Source organism: Nocardia sp. A7, assembly GCF_046549215.1.
Taxonomy (GTDB): Bacteria; Actinomycetota; Actinomycetes; order Mycobacteriales; family Mycobacteriaceae; genus Nocardia.
This window is the reverse complement of sequence record NZ_JAJPWE010000001.1, coordinates 575072-595968: the sequence shown is the minus strand read 5'-3', so window position 1 is coordinate 595968 and position 20897 is coordinate 575072. Positions and strand designations below refer to the sequence as shown.

The 20897-nt window shown below is 67.4% G+C and carries 20 protein-coding genes; 10 read left to right on the top strand and 10 right to left on the bottom strand.

The annotated features are described in order from the left end of the window. Window positions 1–117 precede the first annotated feature (117 nt). The 3 genes from ACLJPD_RS02650 to ACLJPD_RS02640 are packed head-to-tail and all read left to right on the top strand — an operon-like array spanning window position 118 to window position 2540. Complete coding sequence (locus tag ACLJPD_RS02650; RefSeq protein WP_410870084.1) at window positions 118–1095, top strand: class I SAM-dependent methyltransferase; 978 nt, start codon at window positions 118–120, stop codon at window positions 1093–1095. Then, the gene (locus tag ACLJPD_RS02645) at window positions 1096–2274 is read left to right on the top strand and encodes a THUMP-like domain-containing protein (protein ID WP_410870083.1); all 1179 of its coding nucleotides are present in this window, start codon (window positions 1096–1098) and stop codon (window positions 2272–2274) included. Window positions 2275–2333: 59 nt separating this feature from the next. Further along, window positions 2334–2540, top strand: coding sequence for a hypothetical protein (locus tag ACLJPD_RS02640; RefSeq protein WP_410870082.1), 207 nt, complete (start codon window positions 2334–2336; stop codon window positions 2538–2540). A 9-nt stretch (window positions 2541–2549) separates the two neighbouring features. Here ACLJPD_RS02640 and ACLJPD_RS02635 read toward each other — a convergent pair whose 3' ends face one another. Both ACLJPD_RS02635 and ACLJPD_RS02630 read right to left on the bottom strand, forming a co-directional pair. Continuing rightward, the gene (locus ACLJPD_RS02635) at window positions 2550–3089 is read right to left on the bottom strand and encodes a DUF1697 domain-containing protein (RefSeq protein ID WP_410870081.1); all 540 of its coding nucleotides are present in this window, start codon (window positions 3087–3089) and stop codon (window positions 2550–2552) included. Between the two features lie 61 nt (window positions 3090–3150). Continuing rightward, window positions 3151–3897, bottom strand: coding sequence for an acyltransferase (locus tag ACLJPD_RS02630; RefSeq protein ID WP_410870080.1), 747 nt, complete (start codon window positions 3895–3897; stop codon window positions 3151–3153). A 121-nt stretch (window positions 3898–4018) separates the two neighbouring features. On the opposite strand from ACLJPD_RS02630, the gene ACLJPD_RS02625 reads away from it, so the two are divergent. Further along, on the top strand, window positions 4019–5311 hold the full coding sequence (locus ACLJPD_RS02625; protein ID WP_410870079.1) for a PQQ-binding-like beta-propeller repeat protein: 1293 nt from the start codon (window positions 4019–4021) through the stop codon (window positions 5309–5311). A gap of 11 nt (window positions 5312–5322) precedes the next feature. Here the strand turns inward: ACLJPD_RS02625 and ACLJPD_RS02620 are convergent, their stop codons facing one another. Then, window positions 5323–6336: a polysaccharide deacetylase family protein gene (locus ACLJPD_RS02620; RefSeq protein WP_410870078.1), complete on the bottom strand. Its 1014-nt coding sequence runs from the start codon at window positions 6334–6336 to the stop codon at window positions 5323–5325. A 154-nt stretch (window positions 6337–6490) separates the two neighbouring features. On the opposite strand from ACLJPD_RS02620, the gene ACLJPD_RS02615 reads away from it, so the two are divergent. Continuing rightward, window positions 6491–7789, top strand: a complete 1299-nt coding sequence (locus tag ACLJPD_RS02615) for a putative glycoside hydrolase (RefSeq protein WP_410870077.1) — start codon at window positions 6491–6493, stop codon at window positions 7787–7789. Window positions 7790–7795: 6 nt separating this feature from the next. Here the strand turns inward: ACLJPD_RS02615 and ACLJPD_RS02610 are convergent, their stop codons facing one another. The 4 genes from ACLJPD_RS02610 to ACLJPD_RS02595 form a co-directional block, all read right to left on the bottom strand. Beyond that, on the bottom strand, window positions 7796–9742 hold the full coding sequence (locus ACLJPD_RS02610) for a TerD family protein (protein ID WP_410870076.1): 1947 nt from the start codon (window positions 9740–9742) through the stop codon (window positions 7796–7798). Window positions 9743–9918: 176 nt separating this feature from the next. Then, a complete protein-coding gene (locus ACLJPD_RS02605; protein ID WP_410870075.1) occupies window positions 9919–11172 on the bottom strand; it encodes a glycosyltransferase family 4 protein in 1254 nt (417 codons plus the stop codon). Next, window positions 11169–12713 carry a 1,4-alpha-glucan branching protein domain-containing protein gene (locus ACLJPD_RS02600; RefSeq protein ID WP_410870074.1) on the bottom strand — a complete coding sequence of 515 codons (1545 nt, stop codon included), beginning with the start codon at window positions 12711–12713 and terminating at the stop codon, window positions 11169–11171. Before ACLJPD_RS02600 ends, ACLJPD_RS02605 begins: the two co-directional genes overlap by 4 nt. Continuing rightward, window positions 12710–13498, bottom strand: coding sequence for a class I SAM-dependent methyltransferase (locus ACLJPD_RS02595; RefSeq protein ID WP_410870073.1), 789 nt, complete (start codon window positions 13496–13498; stop codon window positions 12710–12712). Before ACLJPD_RS02595 ends, ACLJPD_RS02600 begins: the two co-directional genes overlap by 4 nt. Window positions 13499–13685: 187 nt before the next feature. Between ACLJPD_RS02595 and ACLJPD_RS02590 the strand changes: the two genes are divergently transcribed. The 3 genes from ACLJPD_RS02590 (at window position 13686) to ACLJPD_RS02580 (ending at window position 16615) form a co-directional block, all read left to right on the top strand. Then, complete coding sequence (locus ACLJPD_RS02590) at window positions 13686–14471, top strand: electron transfer flavoprotein subunit beta/FixA family protein (protein ID WP_410870072.1); 786 nt, start codon at window positions 13686–13688, stop codon at window positions 14469–14471. Window positions 14472–14508: 37 nt separating this feature from the next. Next, complete coding sequence (locus ACLJPD_RS02585; RefSeq protein WP_410870071.1) at window positions 14509–15465, top strand: electron transfer flavoprotein subunit alpha/FixB family protein; 957 nt, start codon at window positions 14509–14511, stop codon at window positions 15463–15465. A gap of 169 nt (window positions 15466–15634) precedes the next feature. Further along, window positions 15635–16615 carry an aminoglycoside phosphotransferase family protein gene (locus ACLJPD_RS02580; protein ID WP_410870070.1) on the top strand — a complete coding sequence of 327 codons (981 nt, stop codon included), beginning with the start codon at window positions 15635–15637 and terminating at the stop codon, window positions 16613–16615. Window positions 16616–16742: 127 nt separating this feature from the next. Here the strand turns inward: ACLJPD_RS02580 and ACLJPD_RS02575 are convergent, their stop codons facing one another. The 3 genes from ACLJPD_RS02575 to ACLJPD_RS02565 are packed head-to-tail and all read right to left on the bottom strand — an operon-like array spanning window position 16743 to window position 18291. Beyond that, window positions 16743–17177, bottom strand: coding sequence for a type II toxin-antitoxin system VapC family toxin (locus ACLJPD_RS02575; RefSeq protein WP_410870069.1), 435 nt, complete (start codon window positions 17175–17177; stop codon window positions 16743–16745). Further along, complete coding sequence (locus tag ACLJPD_RS02570) at window positions 17174–17416, bottom strand: ribbon-helix-helix domain-containing protein (RefSeq protein ID WP_400382334.1); 243 nt, start codon at window positions 17414–17416, stop codon at window positions 17174–17176. Before ACLJPD_RS02570 ends, ACLJPD_RS02575 begins: the two co-directional genes overlap by 4 nt. A 20-nt stretch (window positions 17417–17436) precedes the next feature. Continuing rightward, window positions 17437–18291: a LysR family transcriptional regulator gene (locus ACLJPD_RS02565; protein ID WP_410870068.1), complete on the bottom strand. Its 855-nt coding sequence runs from the start codon at window positions 18289–18291 to the stop codon at window positions 17437–17439. A 145-nt stretch (window positions 18292–18436) separates the two neighbouring features. On the opposite strand from ACLJPD_RS02565, the gene ACLJPD_RS02560 reads away from it, so the two are divergent. Both ACLJPD_RS02560 and ACLJPD_RS02555 read left to right on the top strand, forming a co-directional pair. Continuing rightward, the gene (locus ACLJPD_RS02560; protein ID WP_410870067.1) at window positions 18437–19789 is read left to right on the top strand and encodes an NAD(P)/FAD-dependent oxidoreductase; all 1353 of its coding nucleotides are present in this window, start codon (window positions 18437–18439) and stop codon (window positions 19787–19789) included. Between the two features lie 249 nt (window positions 19790–20038). Next, window positions 20039–20857 carry a GNAT family N-acetyltransferase gene (locus ACLJPD_RS02555; protein WP_410870066.1) on the top strand — a complete coding sequence of 273 codons (819 nt, stop codon included), beginning with the start codon at window positions 20039–20041 and terminating at the stop codon, window positions 20855–20857. The last annotated feature ends 40 nt before the right edge of the window (window positions 20858–20897 follow it).

Genomic DNA, 20897 nt, shown 5'->3' with positions numbered 1-20897 from the left:
CACGCATGAAGTTAACGCCCGTTCTGTGTGTCCGCGGCGAGCCGGTTCCGCGTGAACGAAGGGCCGTCGCTCGTCCCAGCAGCAGCGTGCCAGGGCGCACATATTAGGCTGGCCTGCATGACGGTCCATCCCGACGACCCGGCGCCGAACCCCCACGCCACCGAGGCCCAGGTCGAAGCAGCGCGTAAAGACACCAAACTCGCCCAGGTCCTGTACCACGACTGGGAAGCGGAGACCTACGACGACAAGTGGTCGATCTCCTACGACGAGCGCTGTATCGCGTATGCCCGCGGCCGGTTCGACCTCGCCGTCGGCCCTGCCCCGCTGCCGTACGAGCGTGCGCTCGAGCTGGGCTGTGGCACGGGATTCTTCCTGCTCAACCTGATGCAGGGTGGAGTCGCCAAGTCCGGTTCGGTCACCGACCTCTCGCCCGGCATGGTGAAGGTCGCGCTGCGCAACGCCGAGCACCTCGGCCTGGACGTCGACGGTCGCGTCGCCGACGCCGAGACCATCCCGTACGACGACGACACCTTCGATCTGGTCTGCGGCCACGCCGTGCTGCACCACATCCCGGACGTGGAGCTGGCGCTCAAGGAGTGCCTACGCGTGCTCAAGCCGGGCGGGCGCTTCGTCTTCGCCGGCGAGCCGACCACCATCGGCAACATCTACGCCCGCCGCCTCGGCCAGGCCACCTGGAAGGTGACCACCGAGATCACCAAGCTGCCGTTCCTGGCCGGCTGGCGCCGCCCGCAGACCGAGCTGGACGAGTCCTCGCGTGCCGCCGCGCTCGAGGCCGTCGTCGACCTGCACACCTTCGACCCGAGCGATCTCGAGAAGATGGCGAAGTCCGCGGGTGCCGTCGACGTGAAGGCCACCACCGAGGAACTCGCCGCCGCCCTGTGGGGCTGGCCGGTGCGCACCTTCGAGGCCGCAGTCCCCGACGAGAAGCTGACCATGCCGTACCGCCTGGCGCAGTACCGCGCGTGGCTTGGCCTGAGCTGGCTGGACGAGAACGTGCTGCGCAAGGTCGTGCCGCGCGAGTTCTTCTACAACGCGATGATCACCGGCGTGAAGCCGGACGCGGCCAAGAAGTAGGTGGGCTACCGCTTCGGCCGCGACGACGTCGCCTATCTGGGCAGCGCGGCCGGTCGTGCCGCGCTCGCCGAGGTCGACCGGCTGGAGCTGACCCCCGCGACGCACCTGCGCGATATCGAGCAGGTGCGTCGCTCGCACGGTGATTTGGCGCCCGCGCTGATCGAGACCGTGCGATTGCGGCGCAAGGCGGTGGTGAAGCTGCCAACGGCGGGGGAGTGGTTGTTCACCGACGACTCGCTGCAGCAGGCCACACCCGCGCTGGTGGCAAGGCATCGGGCCGCTCGGTTGGCCGGTCGCGCGGTGCACGACGTGACCTGTTCGATCGGTGCGGAACTGTCCGAGTTGGCGGCGGTCTGTCCGGCGGTGGTCGGCAGCGATCTCGACGATGTCCGCTTGGCCATGGCCGCCCACAATCTCGGAGCCGTTGGTCGAAACATCGTGTTGGCCAAGGCCGATGCCCTCGTCCCGACCACTCGCGACACCGTGATCATCGCCGATCCGGCTCGTCGGGCTGACGGTCGCCGTACCTACGATCCCGCGAAACTCCAACCCCCACTGCCGGATCTGCTCGCCGCCTACGCGGGCCGCGATATCGCTGTGAAGTCCGCCCCCGGCCTGGATTTCGACCGCCTCGGCTGGGACGGCGAAGTGGAGGTCGTCTCCCTCGACGGCGCCGTGCGCGAAGCCTGCCTCTGGTCACCCGGCCTCACCGAGCCCGGCGTCACCCGTCGCGCCACCGTGCTCGACTCCCGAGGCGGCACAACAACTCTCACCGATGCCGCCCCCGACGACATCCCCGATCGCGCACCCGGCGACTGGATCATCGACCCCGACGGCGCCGTCGTTCGCGCGGGCCTGGTCCGCCACTACGCCGCGAAACACGGCCTCTGGCAACTCGACCCGCAGATCGCCTACCTCACCGGCGACACGGTCCCCCCTGGCATGCGTGGCTTTCGCGTCGAAGGCCGCTTCGAACTCCGCGAGAAAACCCTCCGCCAGGAACTCGCCCGGCGTGACTGCGGCTCCTTGGAAATCCTCATCCGCGGCGTCGATATCGACCCCGATGCCCTCCGCAAGAAACTCAAGCAGCGCGGATCGACCCCGTACACCCTGGTGATCACCCGAATCGGTCGTGCGGGCGTGGTCTTCCTCTGCCGAGCGGTCGCGGCCGGGCGCTGAAGCTCACTTGTCGGTGCCCGCGCTTAGCCTGACCGCACAGACCACGAGAGGTGTGCGCCATGGCAGATGCGGTAGTCGAAACGGAATTCCCCCGTGGGATCGGCAAGGTAGCGACTCGCGAGCTCGCCTCGCACGGCTGCACCACCTACGCACACCTCACGAAGGTCAGTGCGAAAGAACTACTCGCCATCCATGGCGTCGGGCCCAAGTCCCTCCGCATCCTCGGCGAGGAACTGACAGCGCGTGGCCTCTCGTTCGCCGACTGAGGTATTGGCTCAGGCTTCCATCTTCTTCATTACCCGCTGCACCGTGAGCCAGGTGCGGGTGGTGATGTCCTTGCCGTAGGTCTTCTCCAGGCGGGCCATGAAGTCGGGGGTCTTGCCGGTGCTGTTGTCGACGACGGTGAGGAAGGCGCGAGCCTTGCGGTCGTAGCCGATGACGCGGGTGAGTGTGTCGTCGTCGAAGGCCTTGGTGTCGGCTTCGCGCATCTTCGACTTGAAGAATGTGACGGTGAGGTAGGAGCCGCGTTCGTGGGGTAGGCCTTCGAAGGGGTCGCGGTCGAGGAGTGCGCGCAGTTCGGGACGGCTGCGGATGATAGTGCCGCCGGGGATGCCGAGTTCGGCGTTGAGTGCCTGCTGGATGCGGGCTTCGAGGTCGGCGGGGTCGTCAGCGGTGCGAAAGACGACATTGCCGCTCGTCAACACCGAGGCGACCTTCTCGAAGCCGAGCCCCTCGAACACCGCGCGCAACTTCTCGTTGCGCATGTTCGGGTTGGTCGGCATGATCCCGCGCAGCAGCGCCGCATAGCTCTCCACGCCGCTGACCGTACCGACCCCCACCGACAGAAACCGTCGCAACCCGCGACCGTGTCGATCCTCAGGACTGCGCCGCGGCGTTCTTCTTCCGCTCGATATCGGCCAGCGCCGCCATGTACGCCTCGCGCTCCTCGGCGCTCGCATCCCACGCGACCTTGCGGTTCTTCACGACCTTGGCGGGCGCGCCGACCGCGATGCTGTAGTCGGGCACATCCCCACGCACCACGGCGTGCGCACCGAGCACGCACCCACGGCCGACCCTGGTGTCGCGCAGCACGGTGACCTTGGCGGCGATCCAGGTGTCGGGGCCGATGCGCACGGGGCTCTTCACGATGCCCTGGTCCTTGATCGGCATGTTGATGTCGTCCATGCGATGGTCGAAGTCGCAGATGTAGCACCAGTCGGCTACCAGCGTCGACTCACCGATTTCGATGTCGAGGTAGGTGTTGACGACGTTGTCCTTGCCGAACACCACCTTGTCGCCGATCCGCAGCGAGCCCTCGTGGCAGCGAAGGGCGTTGCCGTCGCCGATGTGCACCCAGCGGCCGATCTCCATGCGCGCGAAGTCCGGGGTCGCGTGGATCTCCACATTGCGGCCGAGGAACACCATGCCGCGCAGCACGATATGCGGGTTGGCCAGGCGGAACTTGGCCAGGCGGTAGTACCGCACCAGGTACCAGGGGGTGTAGGCGCGGTTGGCGAGCACCCAGCGCAGCGAATCCCTGGTCAGGAATCGGGCCTGCTGCGGATCGCGGCGGCGTGATCCACGCCAGCGCGCGCTCAGCGGCGCGCCCCACATGCTCGTCACGAACTACTCTCCCGTCATGATCCGCCGGGCCTGCCCCGGGGATTCGGTCATCGGGTACACAGAGTACTTTCGCAGGGCACACTTACCGTGCCATACCCCGATTAAACAGGGAGATCAGCAGGTGCGAACTCGGACTCGCGTCGTTGCCTCGCTCGCTGCCGCCGGTGTGGTGGCGCTGGCCGGGTGCGGCACCGATGTGGACGACATCACGGTCGGTGCCGGAAAGGGCTGGCCCGCAACGCATCACGATGGCGGCAACGCGAGCAGTAGCCCGGTGTCGGGTGCGGACTCGGTGTCACTGAGCTGGTCACGTCCGGTGGGTGGCCCGATCGCCCAGCCGTTGACGATCGGCGCCGACGGCCAGATGTTCGTCACCACGAGCACTGGTAACTGTGCGATTTTCTCCTTCCAGATGCTCACCGGCCGCAAACGCTTCTGCAACCCGCTCGGACCGTCGACGATCGAAGCGCCGACCGTGCTCGACGGGGTCAGCAATGTCTATGTCGGTGACGACGGCGCGGTGAATTCGTTCAACTACCTCGGTCAGCCGCGGTGGCGCACTCCCGTCGCGGGCGTTCCGGTGGCGATCCAGTTCACCGGCGACGGCAACGTGCTGACGGTGACCCAGTCCGGTCAGGTCGACGTGCTCAGCCGCCAGACCGGCGGCCGTGTGGTGCCGACGGTGCAGCTGCTCGGCGAACCCGACTTCCTGAAGTACCCCGGCCTCACCCGCCCCGCCTCGGGCGACGGTCTCGATGACTGTGGGACCGGCGGCCCGCGTTGCGCCGTCGCCAACACCACCGCCGTCGACCCGTCGACCGGCCGTTTCTTCGTCACCGTCTGGGAGCCGGGCAAGCAGGCCGCCGCACTGCGCGCGATGCGCTACGCCGACGGCACCGTGACCCAGCAGTGGAGCGCCGAGGTCCTCACCGGCGGCAGCGCGACCAGCCCCGCCCTCTCCGCCGACGGCGACACCGTCTACATCGGCGACAACAGCAAGCGCCTCATCGCTCTCGACACCGCCGACGGCGCCACCCGCTGGGTTCAGCCCCTGCCGTGGGCTCCCCGCGGTGGCATCTCCGTCGCAGGCGATCTGATCATCCCCGCGGGCGACGACGGCTATCTGGCGGCGTTGCGCGACAACGACGACAAGGCCGAAATCGTCTGGGAGCGTAAGGATCTGGCACTTCGCGGCTCGGCCGCCCAGACCGCGGGCGACATCGGCTACACCGTCGCCGCCATCGGCGCGGGCCTGAACCTCATCACTTTCGACACCACCACCGGCAACACCATCGATTCCGATCCCCTCCCGGCTGCGACCGGAACCACCACCGGTACCTCGATCGGCCCCGAAGGGGAAGTCGTCGTCGCCACCCGTCTCGGCGAGATCTTCGCCTTCACGCCGGACGCCTGACCGGGTTCACGTCAGTACGGGTTCGCCCGGTCCTGCCAGCGCGCGTCGAGTTCTGTCGCGCGCTGCCGAGTGAAGGAGATGCGCGCGGGGTCGCCGTCGGCGGTGTAGCGCTGGTCCGGGTTCGCGGCGAGCCAGTCCAGCCAATAGGCCGAATCGAACGGGACCGCACCCCGGCCCGATCGGATGCGCGGCACCGCCCCGGGGTCTACCGCGCCGTACGGGGCCGGGGCGGGGTTGGAGCCCACCAGCATCACGGCGTCGAAGCGGTAGGGGGTGCCGTCCCAGGTGCCCGCCGAAGCCAGCGCGTGATCGCGGGGAAAGACACCGAGTGGTAGCGCCATGGTGCGCACGGTGGCACCGGGCGCGGCCGTGGTCACCGCGCGCACGTTCTGCACCAGTTCGCGTTGCACATTGTCGGCGTCCAGGCTCGCGAGATTCGCGTGATCGGCGGTATGCGCGCCTATTTCGTGGCCGTGGGCGATCAGCCATGGCAGCGCGCGCGGGTCGCCGCCGAAGGGCTCGTTGTTGACGTAGAAGGTGGCCACCGGCCGGAAGTCCGGGTAGCGGGCGCCGAACTCGGCGAGGATGCCCGCGGCACTGTCCGGGGCCACCGCGCCGGAGTCGGTGAAACTGAGTTGGCTGCCGGTGGAATCGTCGAAGGTGAGCACCACCGGGTGGGTACCGGCAGGCAGGTCGAGGTCGCCGGAGATGTATTGCGCGGCGGTCACCGGGCGATAGTTCTCGCGGTACAGCCGTTCCAGTTCGTCGCGGAACTCAGCCGGGGTCTGGTCGTATTCGCCTGCTGGGTTCGGGGCGATCTGGTGATACATCAGGACCGGGACGAATCCCAGTTCATTGGCGGCGATCTCGGCCGGATTCGGCGGTGCCGGTCTCGCTGTCGTCGTGGGGGCGGCCGATGGACGTGCCGAAATCGCTTCGTCGTCCACGGCGGTACAGGCCGTGAGTGCGGCCGCCAGCGCTGCCGCCGACGCGAGCCACAACATTGTGTTCGAACCGCCCATCATCAATGCGATATTACGCGGCGGCGACGGATTACAGTCGATCTATCGATACTGAGTACACCATGTCGGAACTGCGAAATAGTTGGCGCGTCAATGGTTTTGGAAGGCGGTGTTGACGTTGGGATTGCAGCTCCGATCGGCCGATCGACGGCGATGGATGGCCCCTGTTATCTGTGTTGCCCTCGCGGCGCTGGTCGTCTCGCTGGTGGCCGGCTTCGCGCTGAGTAGATCCGCCGAGTTGCCGTCCGCGGACACCGTGCCGCCGACGCTGCGGATGACACCGCCCGAGCCCGTGAGCTCCTATCGCGCGCCGGTCGTGGTGCGCGGCACCGCCGTCGACGCGGTTCGGGTGTCCATCGGACCGGATTCGGTGGTCCCCGCCGCGGACGGGACATTCGAGCTCTCGGTGCGATGGGCCCCCGCGTTCGAGGTCGTCGCCGTGGACGCGCACGGCAATCAGGCGGACAGCACCCTGGTCACGACGAGCACGCTGCCGCGCATGCGCGCGGTGCACGTCACCGCGCACGCCTGGTCGCATGACGGCCTGCGCGAAGCGGTCCTCGACCTTGCCCGCGAAGGCCGTATCGATACCGTGCAGCTCGATATCAAAGACGAGGACGGCGTGGTCGGTTACGCCTCCCAGGTGCCGCTGGCCCGCGAGTCCGGTGCCACGGAGGGGATCTACGATGCCCCGGCCGCTCTCCGGCAATTGCACGACATGGGTCTGCAGGTAGTCGGCCGTATCGTCGCATTCCGTGATCCGACGCTCGCGAGCTGGGCCTGGCACAATGGTCGGCCCGATTGGGTGGTCCAGAATCCGTCCGGGCAGCCCTACTCCAGCCACTACGGCCCCGTCGCCTTCACCAACTTCGCCAATCCTGAAGTGCGCCAATACAATATCGCTCTCGCGGTGGAAGCCGCACAGCTCGGCTTCGACGGCATCATGTACGACTACGTCCGTCGCCCCGACGGCAGCCTGAACAGCATGAATTTCGCTGGACTCACCACCACACCCGCCACCGCGGTCGCGGACTTCCTCGCCGAGAGCCGCTACCCCGTGCACCTCGCGGGCGCACACCTGAGCGCCGCGGTCTACGGAATCGCCTCCACCCGCCCCGACGAGATCGCCCAGGACATCCCCCTCATCTCCCGCAGCGTCGATTTCGTCGCACCGATGATCTACCCATCGCATTGGGGCCCCGGCGAATACGGCGTAGCCAACCCCAACGCCCAGCCCTACGACATCATCTTCCGCTCACTCCAGGACTTCCGAGCGGCCACCGCGGGCACCGGTGCGAAGATCGCCCCGTGGCTCCAGGACTTCAGCCTCGGCGTCACCTACGGCGACGCCGAACTCCGAGCCCAGATCGACGCCACCCGAGACGCGGGCATAGACAGCTTCTTCCTCTGGAACGCCGCCACCCGCTACCACGGCGGCGGCCTCCACCCGGCCTGAGCCGAACTACTCGACCGGCTCCGGAGTGCCGTCGGCCTGTTTCGGTGCCGCGGGCACCCACTCGCGCAGCGGTTGCACCACCGAGCCGTAGAAGGCGTCGGTGGCCGTGGTGACGCTGGCGATGAAGCTGGCCGCGGTACCAGAGCGCTTGTTGCCCATAGGGAAGGTCTGCTCCAGGCTGAACGAGACGATCGGACTGGTGCGACCGTCGATGAGCGACTTGGGGGTGGTGCGGACGGTGTCGAGGAATTCACACGTCTCGTTGCCACGTTCGGCGAAGACAGCTTCGACCTGGACGCGGTCTGGCGCATCCGTGAGCTGCTTGGTCAGCCATGACACGCGGCGGGCTTGGGTGCCCTCGTCTGGTGCGGCGATGGTGGTGCGGCAGCGGACCTTGTTGGTCCGCACATCAGCGATGACGATGAGGTCGCCCGCGGTGTCGGGGATCCGCAGGACGGCCTCGAACGAACCGTCGGTGGCCAGCCGTTCGGCGACGGCGGCGGCGCGCACCGCCGGATCGGAGTGGAACTTGCGGGCGAGGACATGCTTGACCTCGACGCCGAGTTCGGCGGTGAGCCGCAGCGCGAGATGTCTGCACAGTGAGACCCACGTGTCGGCCACTGTCAGAGCTTTCGCGTCGCCCGCCCGCAGCGTCCCCTGGGTGACGGCATCGCGGATGGTGACCCAGTGCCTACCCATGTCGACGAATTCGGCTGCGCCCGAACGGGGATGGTCGAGGAAGCGCAGGAACTCGGCGAGAATCCAGGCCTGCAGTGCGTCGTCGATACCACCGTGAGTGGCGAGCATGCGCGCCTCGTGGGCCACTTCGGCCCACGACAGATGGCGCAGTGCGACCTTGGTCAGCTTGCGGCGGTCGACTTGGACGGGCAGTTCACCCGGACCGGCGGGAATGTCGTTGGACAGGCTGACGACCGCGTCGTACTTCTTTCGCCGCGCGACGTCGAGGTAGCTTTCCAATTGGTCCCGCCGGAGCTTGCCGCTACCGGTCTTCACTTCCAGCAGACCGGTCCACTGCTTGGCGCCACGACTCACCTTCAACACCGCGTCCGGGATGACCTTGGTGTCCCCGGATTCGTACTGCACCTCGAAGTAGCCCTCGAAAGCCCCTGCGGGCGCGCCCATCCGGGCACAGATGGCGCGGGCGAACGGGCGTACGGCCTGCATGGTGGCGATGAGCGCGGAGGTGGTGCGTCGCTCCTGCTCCTCACCCGCACCCACCCCGATGACCGAGAACAAGCGAGCGGGCTGCCAGGCGTCGGATTCGGCCTGCCGGAATTCGATCGGTTTGGTTTTGCGCACCACACGTCTGGTGGTCGCCACGCCACGAGTCGGTGCCTGCACTGCCGGAGCTTCGGAGACAACGACTTCCGGCTCCGCTGTCTCCACGGCCGCAGGTTCGGCGTTCTCGACCGCGACACCGAAATCGGTCGCGAGCCCGCACAGTCCTGAATCCCACCCTTGCCCGACGGCCCGAACCTTCCATGCGCCGTCACGTCGGTACACCTCGCCGAACACGAACGCCGACTCCGTGTCCGCGTCGGCGGTGAGATATTCGGCCAGCGAGTGCCCGGCGGGATCGATGACGTGGAACGCGAGTTTGCCCAGCGCCCCGAAGGTACCCTCCCCGACGCTGCCCGCCAGCGCGATGGTGTGCACGTGTGCGGGAACGGCCGACAGGTCGATCGAAATCCTGGCCTGCTTGCCTTCCTCGGTGGCGCTCGTCCCGAGGAAACGCACTGAGCCGTCCGATGATTCGGTCTGGTTGTAGAAGACGAAATCGGCATCGGATCCGACCCGCCGGTCGACACCGAGTAGTAGTGCGGAAGCGTCGACCTCGATGTCGGGTTCCGGCCAGCCGATCACGATGTCGACGCGGTCGACATCCTCGGGAAGCGGAATGTTCTGACCCTTGGACAGCAGCGGAGACGACACAGTGGCGATTCACCCTTCGGAGGTCGGCGATCAGTCGCAAGGCTGATGCAGCCGACCCACTCGCTGACCCCCTTGCCGCGCACCGCGATTCCGTGACGGTGCCGAGGGTTGTCGGCGACGGACACTACGCTGTTACACAGATCACGTTTGGGTGGTCAGGTGAATGGTAAAGGGATCTACTTCGGATCTCGTTCCGGCAGTGGGCGTTCCACGATGTCGGGGCGGCCGAGGGAGGTGCGGACTCGGCGTTTGGCGGTGGAGTAGACCTGGGCGGTTTCGGCGGCTACCACGTCCCAGGCGAAGTCGGCGGTGAGGCGGTCTCGGGCGGTGTGGGCTCGGGACTGGGCAGTGGCCGGGTCGTCGAGGACGGCGCGGGTGGCGTCTACGAGGCCGTCGATGTCGGCGGGGGCGAAGGACGCGCCGGTGACGCCGTCGATGACCGCTTCGCCCAAACCGCCTGCGGTGGAGGCGATCAGGGGCACGCCTGCGGCGGCGGCTTCGAGGGCGACGATGCCGAAGGGCTCGTAGCGGCTCGGCAGGACGATGGCGTCGGCACCGTGCAGCCAGCCGAGTAGTTCGTCGTGGCCGAGGCTGCCGACGAAGTGGACGGCGCGGGCGACGCGGTGCACGCGGGCGCGCTCGCGCAGCCATTCGAACTGGGTGCCGACACCGGCGATGGTGAGGGTGGTGCCGGGGTGGGCGCGGCGGATGCGGGGCAGGGCGGCGATCGCGTCCTGCACGCCCTTCTCGTATTCGAGGCGGCCGACATAGAGCAGCCGCGGCGGGCCGGAGCGTGGCGCGCGGGGACGGAAGGTCCACGACCCGACGTCGATGCCGTTGCGGATCACCGTGATCGGGGCCAGTTCGGGTCCGTAGAGCCGTTCCACCTCGTCCTGCATGGAGGTCGAGCAGGTGATGAGCTGATCGGATTCATTGGTCAGCCACCACTCCACCGAGTGGACCTGCTTGTTGACCCGGCCCGATACCCAGCCGCTGTGTCGCCCGGCCTCGGTGGCGTGGATCGTCGAGACGAGCGGCACGTCGTAGTACTCCGCGAGCGCGATCGACGGGTGCGCGACGAGCCAGTCGTGCGCGTGCACCACATCGGGCATCCAGCCCTCGCCGACGCCGGGCTTGCCGAGTGCCACCCCGGCACGCACCATCGCATGCCCCATGGCCAGCGTCCAGGCGAGCATGTCCTCGCCGAAGTCGAAACACGGCGGGTCCTCGGCCACCGCGACGACGAGCACACCGTCGGCGATGTAGGAGTAGGTGGGGTGGGTGACCGGATCGGTTCCCGTCGGCCGGCGGGCCAGCACAACGACCTCGTTACCGGCCGCGGCCAGCTCGACGGCCAGGTGATGCACATGCCGACCGAGCCCACCGACCACAACCGGCGGGTACTCCCACGACACCATCAAAATCTTCATACGAATCCTTCAGCGGCGGCCGACGGGACGGCGGTCGGCAACCGCCGCGCGTCCAGACCAGGGAAGAATCCGTCGGCCATCGCCCATCCTGCCGCGAGACGGGTCGCTTTGGCGAACTGTCCGGCGCCGATCGCCTCGGCGAGTTCGCGGACCGCGTGCGCGTGTTCGTGTGCGCGATCGCGGGCGTATCCGGCGGCGGAGTCCTTGCTGACCATGAACGCCCAGTCGCTGGACACGGTGAGAATCGCCTCGCGCAGCAACTGATCGGCGACCGGATCGCGCAGGGAACCCTCGCGGCGCACCTTGTCGAGGGTGTCCAGCGCCAGGCGAACGATGTCGGCATTGAGCTCGACGAGGTCGGCGACCTGGTCGCCTGCCCACACCCGCCAGTCCTTGCCCGAACCCCACGAGGAGTCGTTGAGCTGCACAGGTTCGCCGACGTAGCCCTTGTCGCGGGCATCGGCGAGGGTGCCGACATTCACGCCCGCTTCGGGCAGCGCGCGCAGCACCTGCTCGAGCCACTGCGGCCCCTCGTGCCACCAGTGCCCGAACAGTTCGGTGTCGAACGCGGCCACCACGAGGGCGGGCCTGCCGATCCGGGCGGACTCCTCGATCAGCCGGGCGCGGACGGTCTCGACGAAGTCGGCGACGTCGCGGGTGACCGCTTCGGCCGCCAGATCCGGATCGTAAGGGGCCTTGTCAGGACCGTCGACCGTCTTACCGGTGACGCGCGAGGGCTTGAGACCGGTCGCGTGGTCGTAATGGTGGAAGTCGCGGTAGGCGCTCTGGCCGGGGTAGCCCTGTTTCGGCGACCAGACCCGGTAACTCACGGCCAGGTCGCGCCCGAAGGCGACCACGTCGGAATCGCGTACCGGCCTGCCGAGCGAGGTGTCACCGCGCAGCGACGGACCGTCGACCATGAAGTGGGTGATGCCCGCGGCGTCGTACCCCGTTTCCATGCCGGGGGTGTAGCCGCATTCGGGTGCCCAGATGCCGGTCGGTGTGGTGCCCCAGCGCAGTCGCGCGTCGGCCAGGCCCTCGGTGAGCTGGAACTGGCGAAGGCGCGCGTCGAGCAGCGGCTGGAAGGGGTGGGCCAGGGGTCCGCCGAGCAGTTCGATCGCTTCGGCATCGATCAGCGAACGCCATACCGGCGAACCGCCGTGCTGCCAGTTCTGTTCGAAATCGGCCAGCGCCGTCGCGGCGAGCCGATGTTCGTGACGACCGAGCGCCACATTGCCCGACATCGACGCCTCGTCGGCGCGCAACTGCCAGTTACCCAGCCAGTGGTGCATGCCCGCGAGGCAGTGCGGATCGTCGAGCTGCGCGGCGAGCACGGGCGTGATGCCGAGGCTTAGCAGGTGCGAACGCCCTTCGGCGGCAAGGTTTTTCAGCACCTTGACCAGGGGCAGATACGACGCGGCCCAGGACTGGTAGAGCCATTCCTCGCCGACCGGCCAGCGCCCGTGATGGGCGAGCCAGGGCAGGTGGGAGTGCAGGACCAGCGTGAACTGGCCCGGCACGGCGGAGCGGGAATCGTTCAACGCGTCGCCTTCTCGGCGATCGCGACCAGGTCCAGGCTCGCGTCGATATCGCCCGCACGCAGGTCGAAATCGTCGATGGTGACGGCGGCGACGTCGGCGGTGAGGTCGGCGGGCCATGGCTCACCGGCCAGTGCGCGCTCGATCTGGGCGTCGATGAACGACCCACCGTGCTTGGCGTCGAGGGCTTGCAGGCTCGCGCCGTGGTGCACGCCCAGCATCTCGGCGACCGTGAATCCGGCGTCGACCAGCAGTTCGGTCAGCTCGGCGGCGTTGAGTTCGCGGGTGTGGAACGGGTTGAGCGGGGTGTCGCGTCCGGGGGAGAAGGTGATCCGATTCGGGGTGCTGATCAGCAGCACGCCGCCGGGGCGGAGCACCCGCAGGCATTCGCGCAGGAACTGTCCCTGGTCCCAAAGGTGTTCGATGACTTGGAAATTCACGACGACGTCGACGGACTCGTCCTCGAGGGGCAGGGCGGCGAGGTTGCCCTGGATCATCTCCACGCGCGGGTAGCGCGCGCGAACATGCGCGACAGCGCTCTCGTCGTAGTCCAGACCGGTGACGCGTGCCGCCACGCCCGCGATCATGTCGGCGCCGTAGCCCTCGCCCGAGCCGGCCTCGAGCACGATCTTGTCGGTGCAGCGGTCGAGCAGGCGGGCATAGGCGATCTCGTGCCGACGGAACCAGTAGTTCTCCTCGGCGATGCCGGGCACCGTCCGCTCGCCGGTCAACGGCAGTGGTTCATGTGTGGCGGCCGCGGGTGCGGCAGGGATCACAGCCTCGCTCATTGGTCCGAGGTTACTGGTACCGCCGGTTCACGCAGGAGTCAGGGACCTCTTGCGCGGATAGGTTACCCACGGGTAACTTAGCGTAGGGTAGTGTTCCGATCTGAGCTAGATATCTCACACGGACGTACGGCTGAGCTCGTGCGGCCCCACCACTCACGTGTCCCCAGAAGGAGGTCGACGAAGACCGATGCCGAACATCGTCGTACTCATCAAGCAGGTCCCCGACACCTGGTCCGAGCGCAAGCTGACCGATGGTGACTACACCCTCGATCGCGAAGCCGCCGACGCGGTCCTCGACGAGATCAACGAGCGCGCCGTCGAGGAAGCGCTGTTGATCAAGGAGGCCCAGGGCGGTGAGGTCACTGTGCTGGCCGCCGGTCCCGACCGCGCCAACGAGGCCATCCGCAAGGCGCTGTCCATGGGCGCCGACAAGGCCATCCACATCAACGACCCGGCCATCCACGGCTCCGACGCCGTGCAGACCGCCTACGTGCTGGCCGCCGCTCTCGGCCAGGTCGAGGGCGTCGAGCTGGTCATCGCCGGTAACGAGGCCACCGACGGCCGCGCAGGTGCCGTGCCCGCGATCATCGCGGAGTACATCGGCATCCCGCAGCTGACGCACCTGCGCAAGCTCACCGTCGACGGCGACAAGATCACCGGCGAGCGCGAGACCGACGAGGGTGTCTTCAAGCTCGAGGCGTCCCTGCCCGCGATCGTCTCGGTCACCGAGAAGATCAACGAGCCCCGCTTCCCCTCCTTCAAGGGCATCATGGCCGCGAAGAAGAAGGAAGTCCTGGTCTTCACCCTGGCCGACCTTGGCGTCGACCCGGAGACCGTCGGTGTCGCCAACGCGGGCACCCAGGTCACCGGTTCCACCCCGAAGCCGGCTCGCACCGCGGGCGAGAAGATCGCGGACGAGGGCGAGGGCGGCAACCAGATCGCGTCCTACCTCATCGGTCAGAAGATCATCTGATCCGGCGCCGTCCGAGACTTGTAAGGAGAAAGAACTAATGGCTGAAGTACTTGTGCTCATCGAGCACGCCGACGGTGCCGTGAAGAAGGTCAGCACCGAACTGCTCACCGCCGCCCGTGCGCTGGGCGAGCCCGCCGCCGTCGTGACCGGCCCCGCCGGTACCGCCGACAAGCTGGCCGCCGCGCTGGCCGCCGGTGGCGCCGAGAAGATCTATGTCGCCGAGTCCGACGACATCGAGGGCTTCCTGGTCACCCCGAAGGTCGACGTCCTGGCCGGCCTGGTCGATTCCGCCGCGCCCGCCGCCGTGCTGGTCGCCGCCTCCGCCGAGGGCAAGGAGGTGTCGGGCCGCCTTGCCGCGCGCATCGGCTCCGGTCTGCTCGTCGACGTCATCGGCGTCAACGCCGACGGCTCGGCCGTGCACTCCATCTTCGGTGGCGCGTTCACCGTCGAGGCCAAGGCCACCGGCGACGTGCCGGTGATCTCGATCCGTCCGGGTGCCATCGAGTCCGCTCCGCAGGCCGGCGCGGGCGAGCAGGTCGTGGTCGAGGTTCCGGCGCAGGAAGACGGCGTCGTGAAGGTCATCTCGCGTGACCCGATCGTCGGTGGCGACCGCCCCGACCTCGCCGAGGCGAGCATCGTTGTCTCCGGTGGTCGCGGTGTCGGTTCCGCCGACAACTTCGCGGTCGTCGAGGCGCTGGCCGACTCGCTGGGTGCCGCTGTCGGCGCCTCGCGTGCCGCCGTCGACTCGGGCTACTACCCGGGCCAGTTCCAGGTGGGCCAGACCGGCAAGACCGTCTCGCCCCAGCTCTACATCGCCCTCGGCATCTCCGGCGCCATCCAGCACCGCGCAGGCATGCAGACCTCGAAGACCATCGTCGCTGTCAACAAGGACGAGGAAGCACCCATCTTCGAGATCGCCGACTACGGCATCGTGGGCGACCTGTTCAACGTCTCCCCGCAGCTGACCGAGGCCGTCAAGTCCCACAAGGGCTGACAACCTTCGGTTGAGTTGACCTCGGCCCGCGAAACCTGTTCCCGCGCACGCGCGGACAGGCTTCGCGGGCCGTCGGTGTTCGTGCCTCGATCGAGATCCCGTCGGCCGACCTTCTGATGGTGTTGCCGCGACGTTTGACCCGCACGGTCGGTGTCGGCAGGCTGGGTTGATGTCGTTGGGACGCGTGGTGTTGCCGGTCGAGGTCGAGGAGACGGTTCGGACCGTGTTCGGACAGGCCGGTGCGCGGTGGATCGATGGATTGCCCGGCGTGGTGGCGGATTTGGCGACGCGCTGGGGGCTGTCGGAATTGTCCACGCCGTTTCGGGGTGGCACTCATGCCTATGTGGCGGCCGCGCAGCGTGCGGATCGGTCGTGGGCCGTGCTGAAGGTGCCGATGGTGGACGAGGAGAATCGCGCCGAGGCCTCCGCGCTGCACGTCTACGCCGGTGACGGGGCTGTCCAGTTGCTCGACTTCGACCCGGACAGTGGTGCGCTGTTGCTCGAACGGGCGCGTCCTGGAACGGAATTGCTGAACCAGCCGGGGTTTCCGAGTCTCGAGGGGCGACCGGAGAACGCCGCGAAGGTCGCGTTCGCGTGTGGACTGTATCGAAGACTGCGTCGGCCCGCGGGCGCTGTCCCGGTGGGCTTTCCGCCGTTTCCCCTCGCCACTGAGGTTGTCACGGGTCTTCGCGGACGGCTCGATGAGCCGAATTCCGCATTGGTCGAACTGCTTTCGGACCAGTTGCGCGATCATGTCGACCACTGGTGCACCGAACTGGCAGAGCCCGACGGCCCCCTGCTGATCGTCAACCGCGACACCCATCTCGGCAATATCGTTGCCTCCGAACGTGAACCATGGCTGCTGATCGACCCCAAACCCTGCCTCGGGGAGGCAGCCTTCGACGCGGGCTTCCTGCTGATGATCCAGATCCAGTCGAATCCGACGCGGGACCACGCGAACACCGTCGTCGCCACCACCGCCGCAGCACTGGCTGTCGACCCCGATCGTGCCCGTGGCTGGGCCCTGGTCCGAGCTGTGGAAGAGATGGCGTGGGCGATCGAGGACGAGGACCACGACATGCTCACGCTGCATACCGCCGTGGCTCACGCACTCCTCGGCGCACCGCTGAATCTGCCCGCTCGCCCTTGACCGTGGCCGTACTCGGCAGCTAGCCGATCAGCGATTGCGGCGGCCGTTCCAGCGGGAGGCGGATGTTGTTGCCCAGCTGGATCATCTGGGGATCGTCGGAGTGTACGACCGGGGACCGAGTCGACCGTCAGAGGTCGGCGGGGAGGATGCGGAAGGAGCGCATGCCGGGCGTCAAAGGCTCGATCGCCCGAAAGTCTCGCTGGTCGAGCGTGAAAATGCTGTTGGTGCGGTACTTGTCCGCGAGAGCGACGCCGACTGCATCAGCCAGATCGAGCCGCAGAGCCTCGTACTTCGCTCGAACCGACTGCGCCGCATCGAGATCGACGTGTTTGAGTTCCGCGAGCTTGTACCTGCCATCGATCAGCCGTCGCATCAAAGCATCGGTGACCTGCATCGCGGCGTCGAAGCCGAGGTCGCGATGCACCAGATGGTCGAGTTCGGTGAGTACCAGGGGTGAAATCAGCAAGGTCTCGGACTCCATCACCTGAACCGACTGCGCGTGCTCGGCCTGGCCCTTGTCGAAGGCAGCGAACAGTGCAGAGGTATCGGCAACGACGATCATCGCCGCGACGACCGCGACTTGATGTGGTCGTAGACGGCGTCGTTCATCTCCTCGGCAGTGCGCGACTGTCCACTGTCGAAGACCGGCAGCGGCCCATCGAGTTTCGGCCTCTCGGACGCGTCGAGCAGCATGGCGATCCCCCGTCGAATGAGTTCCGCCTTGCTCACCCCGGTCGCGGCTGCTTCGGCGTCGAGCCGGACCTCGATTTCCTCAGGGAGGTACACGGTCGTCTTGATCACACCATATAGGGTACCACCCGTTATCGTTGGTGTAGGGCGTCGAGCAGGGTTTGCACGATCGGATTCTCGCGGGCGTCCTCGCGCAGGACGGCCGAGACCGGGATGCGTAGGCGGTGGTCGGTGAGGTCGAGGGTGAGTAGGCCCTTGGTGGGGCCTTCGTAGAGGATCGTCCAGGATTCGGGGCGGTTGAGCAGTTCCATCGTGGCAGTGTGGTCGGGGGGGATCGGGGGGCCGAAGGTGGGGCCGGTGGGGAGGTCGGCGAAGGCTGAGCGGATCAGTGTGTGCAACAACACTTGTTCTTGTTCGGGCGGGAGCAGCAGGGGGTAGGGGCTCAGGTCGGCGAGGGTCACCTCGCCGCGGCCGGCCAGTGGATGACTGCTCGAGATCGCGATCACCAGGTCCTCGACCCACAGTTGCTCCACCGCGAGACCGGGCTGGTCGACGCTGCCACGGATCAGCGCCAGATCGCAGTCGCCGTCGGCCACCGCGGTGATCCGCTGACGGAACGGTTTGATCACGTACTCGATCTGAGCGTCGGGGTGGGCGGCCCGTGCGGTGGCGATCGCCGACAGGGACGGTGCCGCGAAGGACATGTTGGCGGCCAGGCGAATGCGCGGTCCGGTGGTGCGAACGGCGGCGCGGATCGCCGATTCCAGGCTCAGCATCTGCTTGGCCAGTGGCAGCAGGCGCGAGGTCGCGTCGGTGGGGACGACGGCGCGGGTGGTGCGCTCGAACAGTTGCGCGCCGAGGTCACGTTCGAGTCTCGCGATCTGATGGCTGATCGCGGACTGGGAGATGAAGCAGCGGTTGGCCGCGCGACTGAAACTGAGCTCCTCGCAGACGGCCACGAAGTAGGCCAACTGTCGAAGTTCCACCAGGTACCTCCCATTGATTAGTTATACAGATAAGAGTCATCTTCATTATGCGCCCAGGCAGTGGAAACATCTACGTTCCGCATCGCGTTTACTCATAGGAAAGGGTTAATTACCGATCTAGAACGCGATCTTGGAGCGAGCGATCATGGAACACACAGACGTCGTCATCGTCGGCTCGGGCTTTGGAGGCCTGGCCGCCGCCAAGCAACTGGCCAAGTCACGAGTCGGTGTCGTGCTGATCTCGAGCACGCCCGAACACCTGTTCCAGCCGCTGCTGTACCAGGTGGCGACCGGCGTGCTCGCGCCAGAGGAGATCGCGCCGCCGATCAAGAACGTACTGCGCCGCCACCCCGAGATCGACGTCCGCCTCGGCAAGGTCACCGGCATCGACGCCGACAACGCGGTCCTCACCTACGAGACCGCCGACGGCCCGCGGCAGATCGCCTACGCCTCGCTGATCGCCGCCACCGGCGCCAGCCAGAGCTACTTCGGCCGCGACGACTTCGCCGAGAAGACCTTCTCGCTCAAGACCATCGATGACGCCCAGCGCCTGCGCGACCAGATCGCCCACGTGTTCGCCCTGGCCGAGAACGCCGACGAGGTGACCAGGCACCGGCTGCTCAGCTTCGTGGTGGTCGGCGCGGGCGCGACCGGCGTCGAGGTGGCCGGTCAGATCAAGGAACTCGCGAAAAGGCACTTCCACCAGCAGGTTTCAGTGACCCTGGTCGAGGGTGCGGGCGAGGTGCTGCCGCCCTTCGGTGGCGGGCTCTCGGAATACGCGAAGCGCTCGCTCACCGACAGCGGTGTCGAGGTGCTGCTCGGCACCTTCGTCACCGATATCGACGAGGGCAAGGTGACGGTCAAGGACAAGGAGGGCATGGAGCGCCGGATCGCCGCCGAGACCGTGGTGTGGTCGGCGGGCGTGCAGGTCGGCGGCTTCGCGACCCTGCTCGCCGATGCCACCGGCGCCGAGACCGACCGCGCGGGCCGCATCCTGATCAACCCCGACCTGACCGTCGGCGGGCACGCCGACATCTACGCCATCGGCGACATGACCTCGCTCAACGGTTACCCCGGCCAGTCGCCGGTCGCCATGCAGGAGGGCCGCCACGCCGCCGACATCATCCGTCGCAAGAAGGACGCGGGCACGCCGTTCGTCTACTGGGACAAGGGCAGCATGGCCGTGATCAGCCGCTTCAGCGCGGTGGTGAAGCTCAATGAGCGGATCACGTTCAAGGGCACCATCGCCTGGGCGATGTGGTTGGCCGTGCACCTGATGTACCTGGTCGGCTTCCGCAATCGCTTCGCAGCGGTGGCGGGGTGGCTGGTCGCGTTCATCGGGACCGCGCGCCCCGGCTTCGACGAAGCCGAGCGCGCGGAGCCCGATCGTCGGAAGGCCGATCGCGTGAAGGCCGATCGCGTGGAAACTGAGGCCGCGAAGGCCGATCGCACGGATGACAACGCCGCGGTGACCGACAAGGAACGGGTGAACGCCTGATCCAGCCCACGAAGCGGCCCGTCGAGGAATCGGCGGGCCATTGTCGTCCCGCGACCCCCGAATTGCACGATCGCGTACCGGGTTCAGCGTCGAAATCGATCGCGGTCGGCTAGAAAACCGCAGGTGGGCGAACGATGGGCAGCGGGTCGGTAAACGCCCGGTGTGACCCCCATCTCGTTCACCGAGCTGGCATCGACACGACACTGAGGTGTCGTTCCGATGCCAGCTCGGACTGGCTTCATCAGCAGTATGAACATTTCGTCCGTGTTGACCGCCCCGGCGCCGGACTCCGGGGTGGGGAAATCTCGGTACTCCTTGATCGTCGCGTCTGACGCCGAGCACCGGGAAGCCGCGCAGCGACTGCGCTACCAGGTGTTCGCCTCCGAACCAGGGTTCCAGATGCCGGCCAACAGCGCCGGCCTCGATGCCGACAAGTTCGACGAGCACTGCGACCACCTGCTGGTTCGAGACGAGTTCTCCGAACAGTTCGTCGGCTGCTACCGCATGCTGCCGCCGGACAAGGTCGACGCGGCGGGCGGCTACTACACCGCCACCGAGTTCGATCTGACCCAGCTCGATCCCACGGGCCACCGGATCGTCGAGATGGGCCGGGCCTGCGTGGTGCCCGATCACCGCAACGGCTCGGTGCTCACCCTCATGTGGGCGGGCATCCTGCACTACATCCAGCTCACCGGCTACGACTGGGTGATGGGCTGCGTGTCGGTGCCGATGCAGGATTCGCCCACCGATCCGGCCGGGGTGAACGTGCGCGGCGTGCGCGATCAGTTGCTGGGCCGTCACGCCTGTGACCCCGAGCGTCGCGTGCACCCCTACAACCCGGTCGTCGTCGACGGGTTGTCCCTGGACCAGATGACCCCGCCGAGTCGTCCCAAGATGCCGCCGCTGCTGCGCGGCTACCTGCGCTTGGGCGCCGAGATCTGCGGCGAACCGGCACACGACCCCGATTTCGCCGTCGCCGACTTCGTCGCGCTGCTCGGCATGGAAACCATCAACACCCGGTACCTGGAGCGGCTGCAGAGTGCGGCCGCCAATTTCGACGGGAAGTAAGTCCATGGTGTTCGACGCGCCGCTCGCAACGCACTCTCAT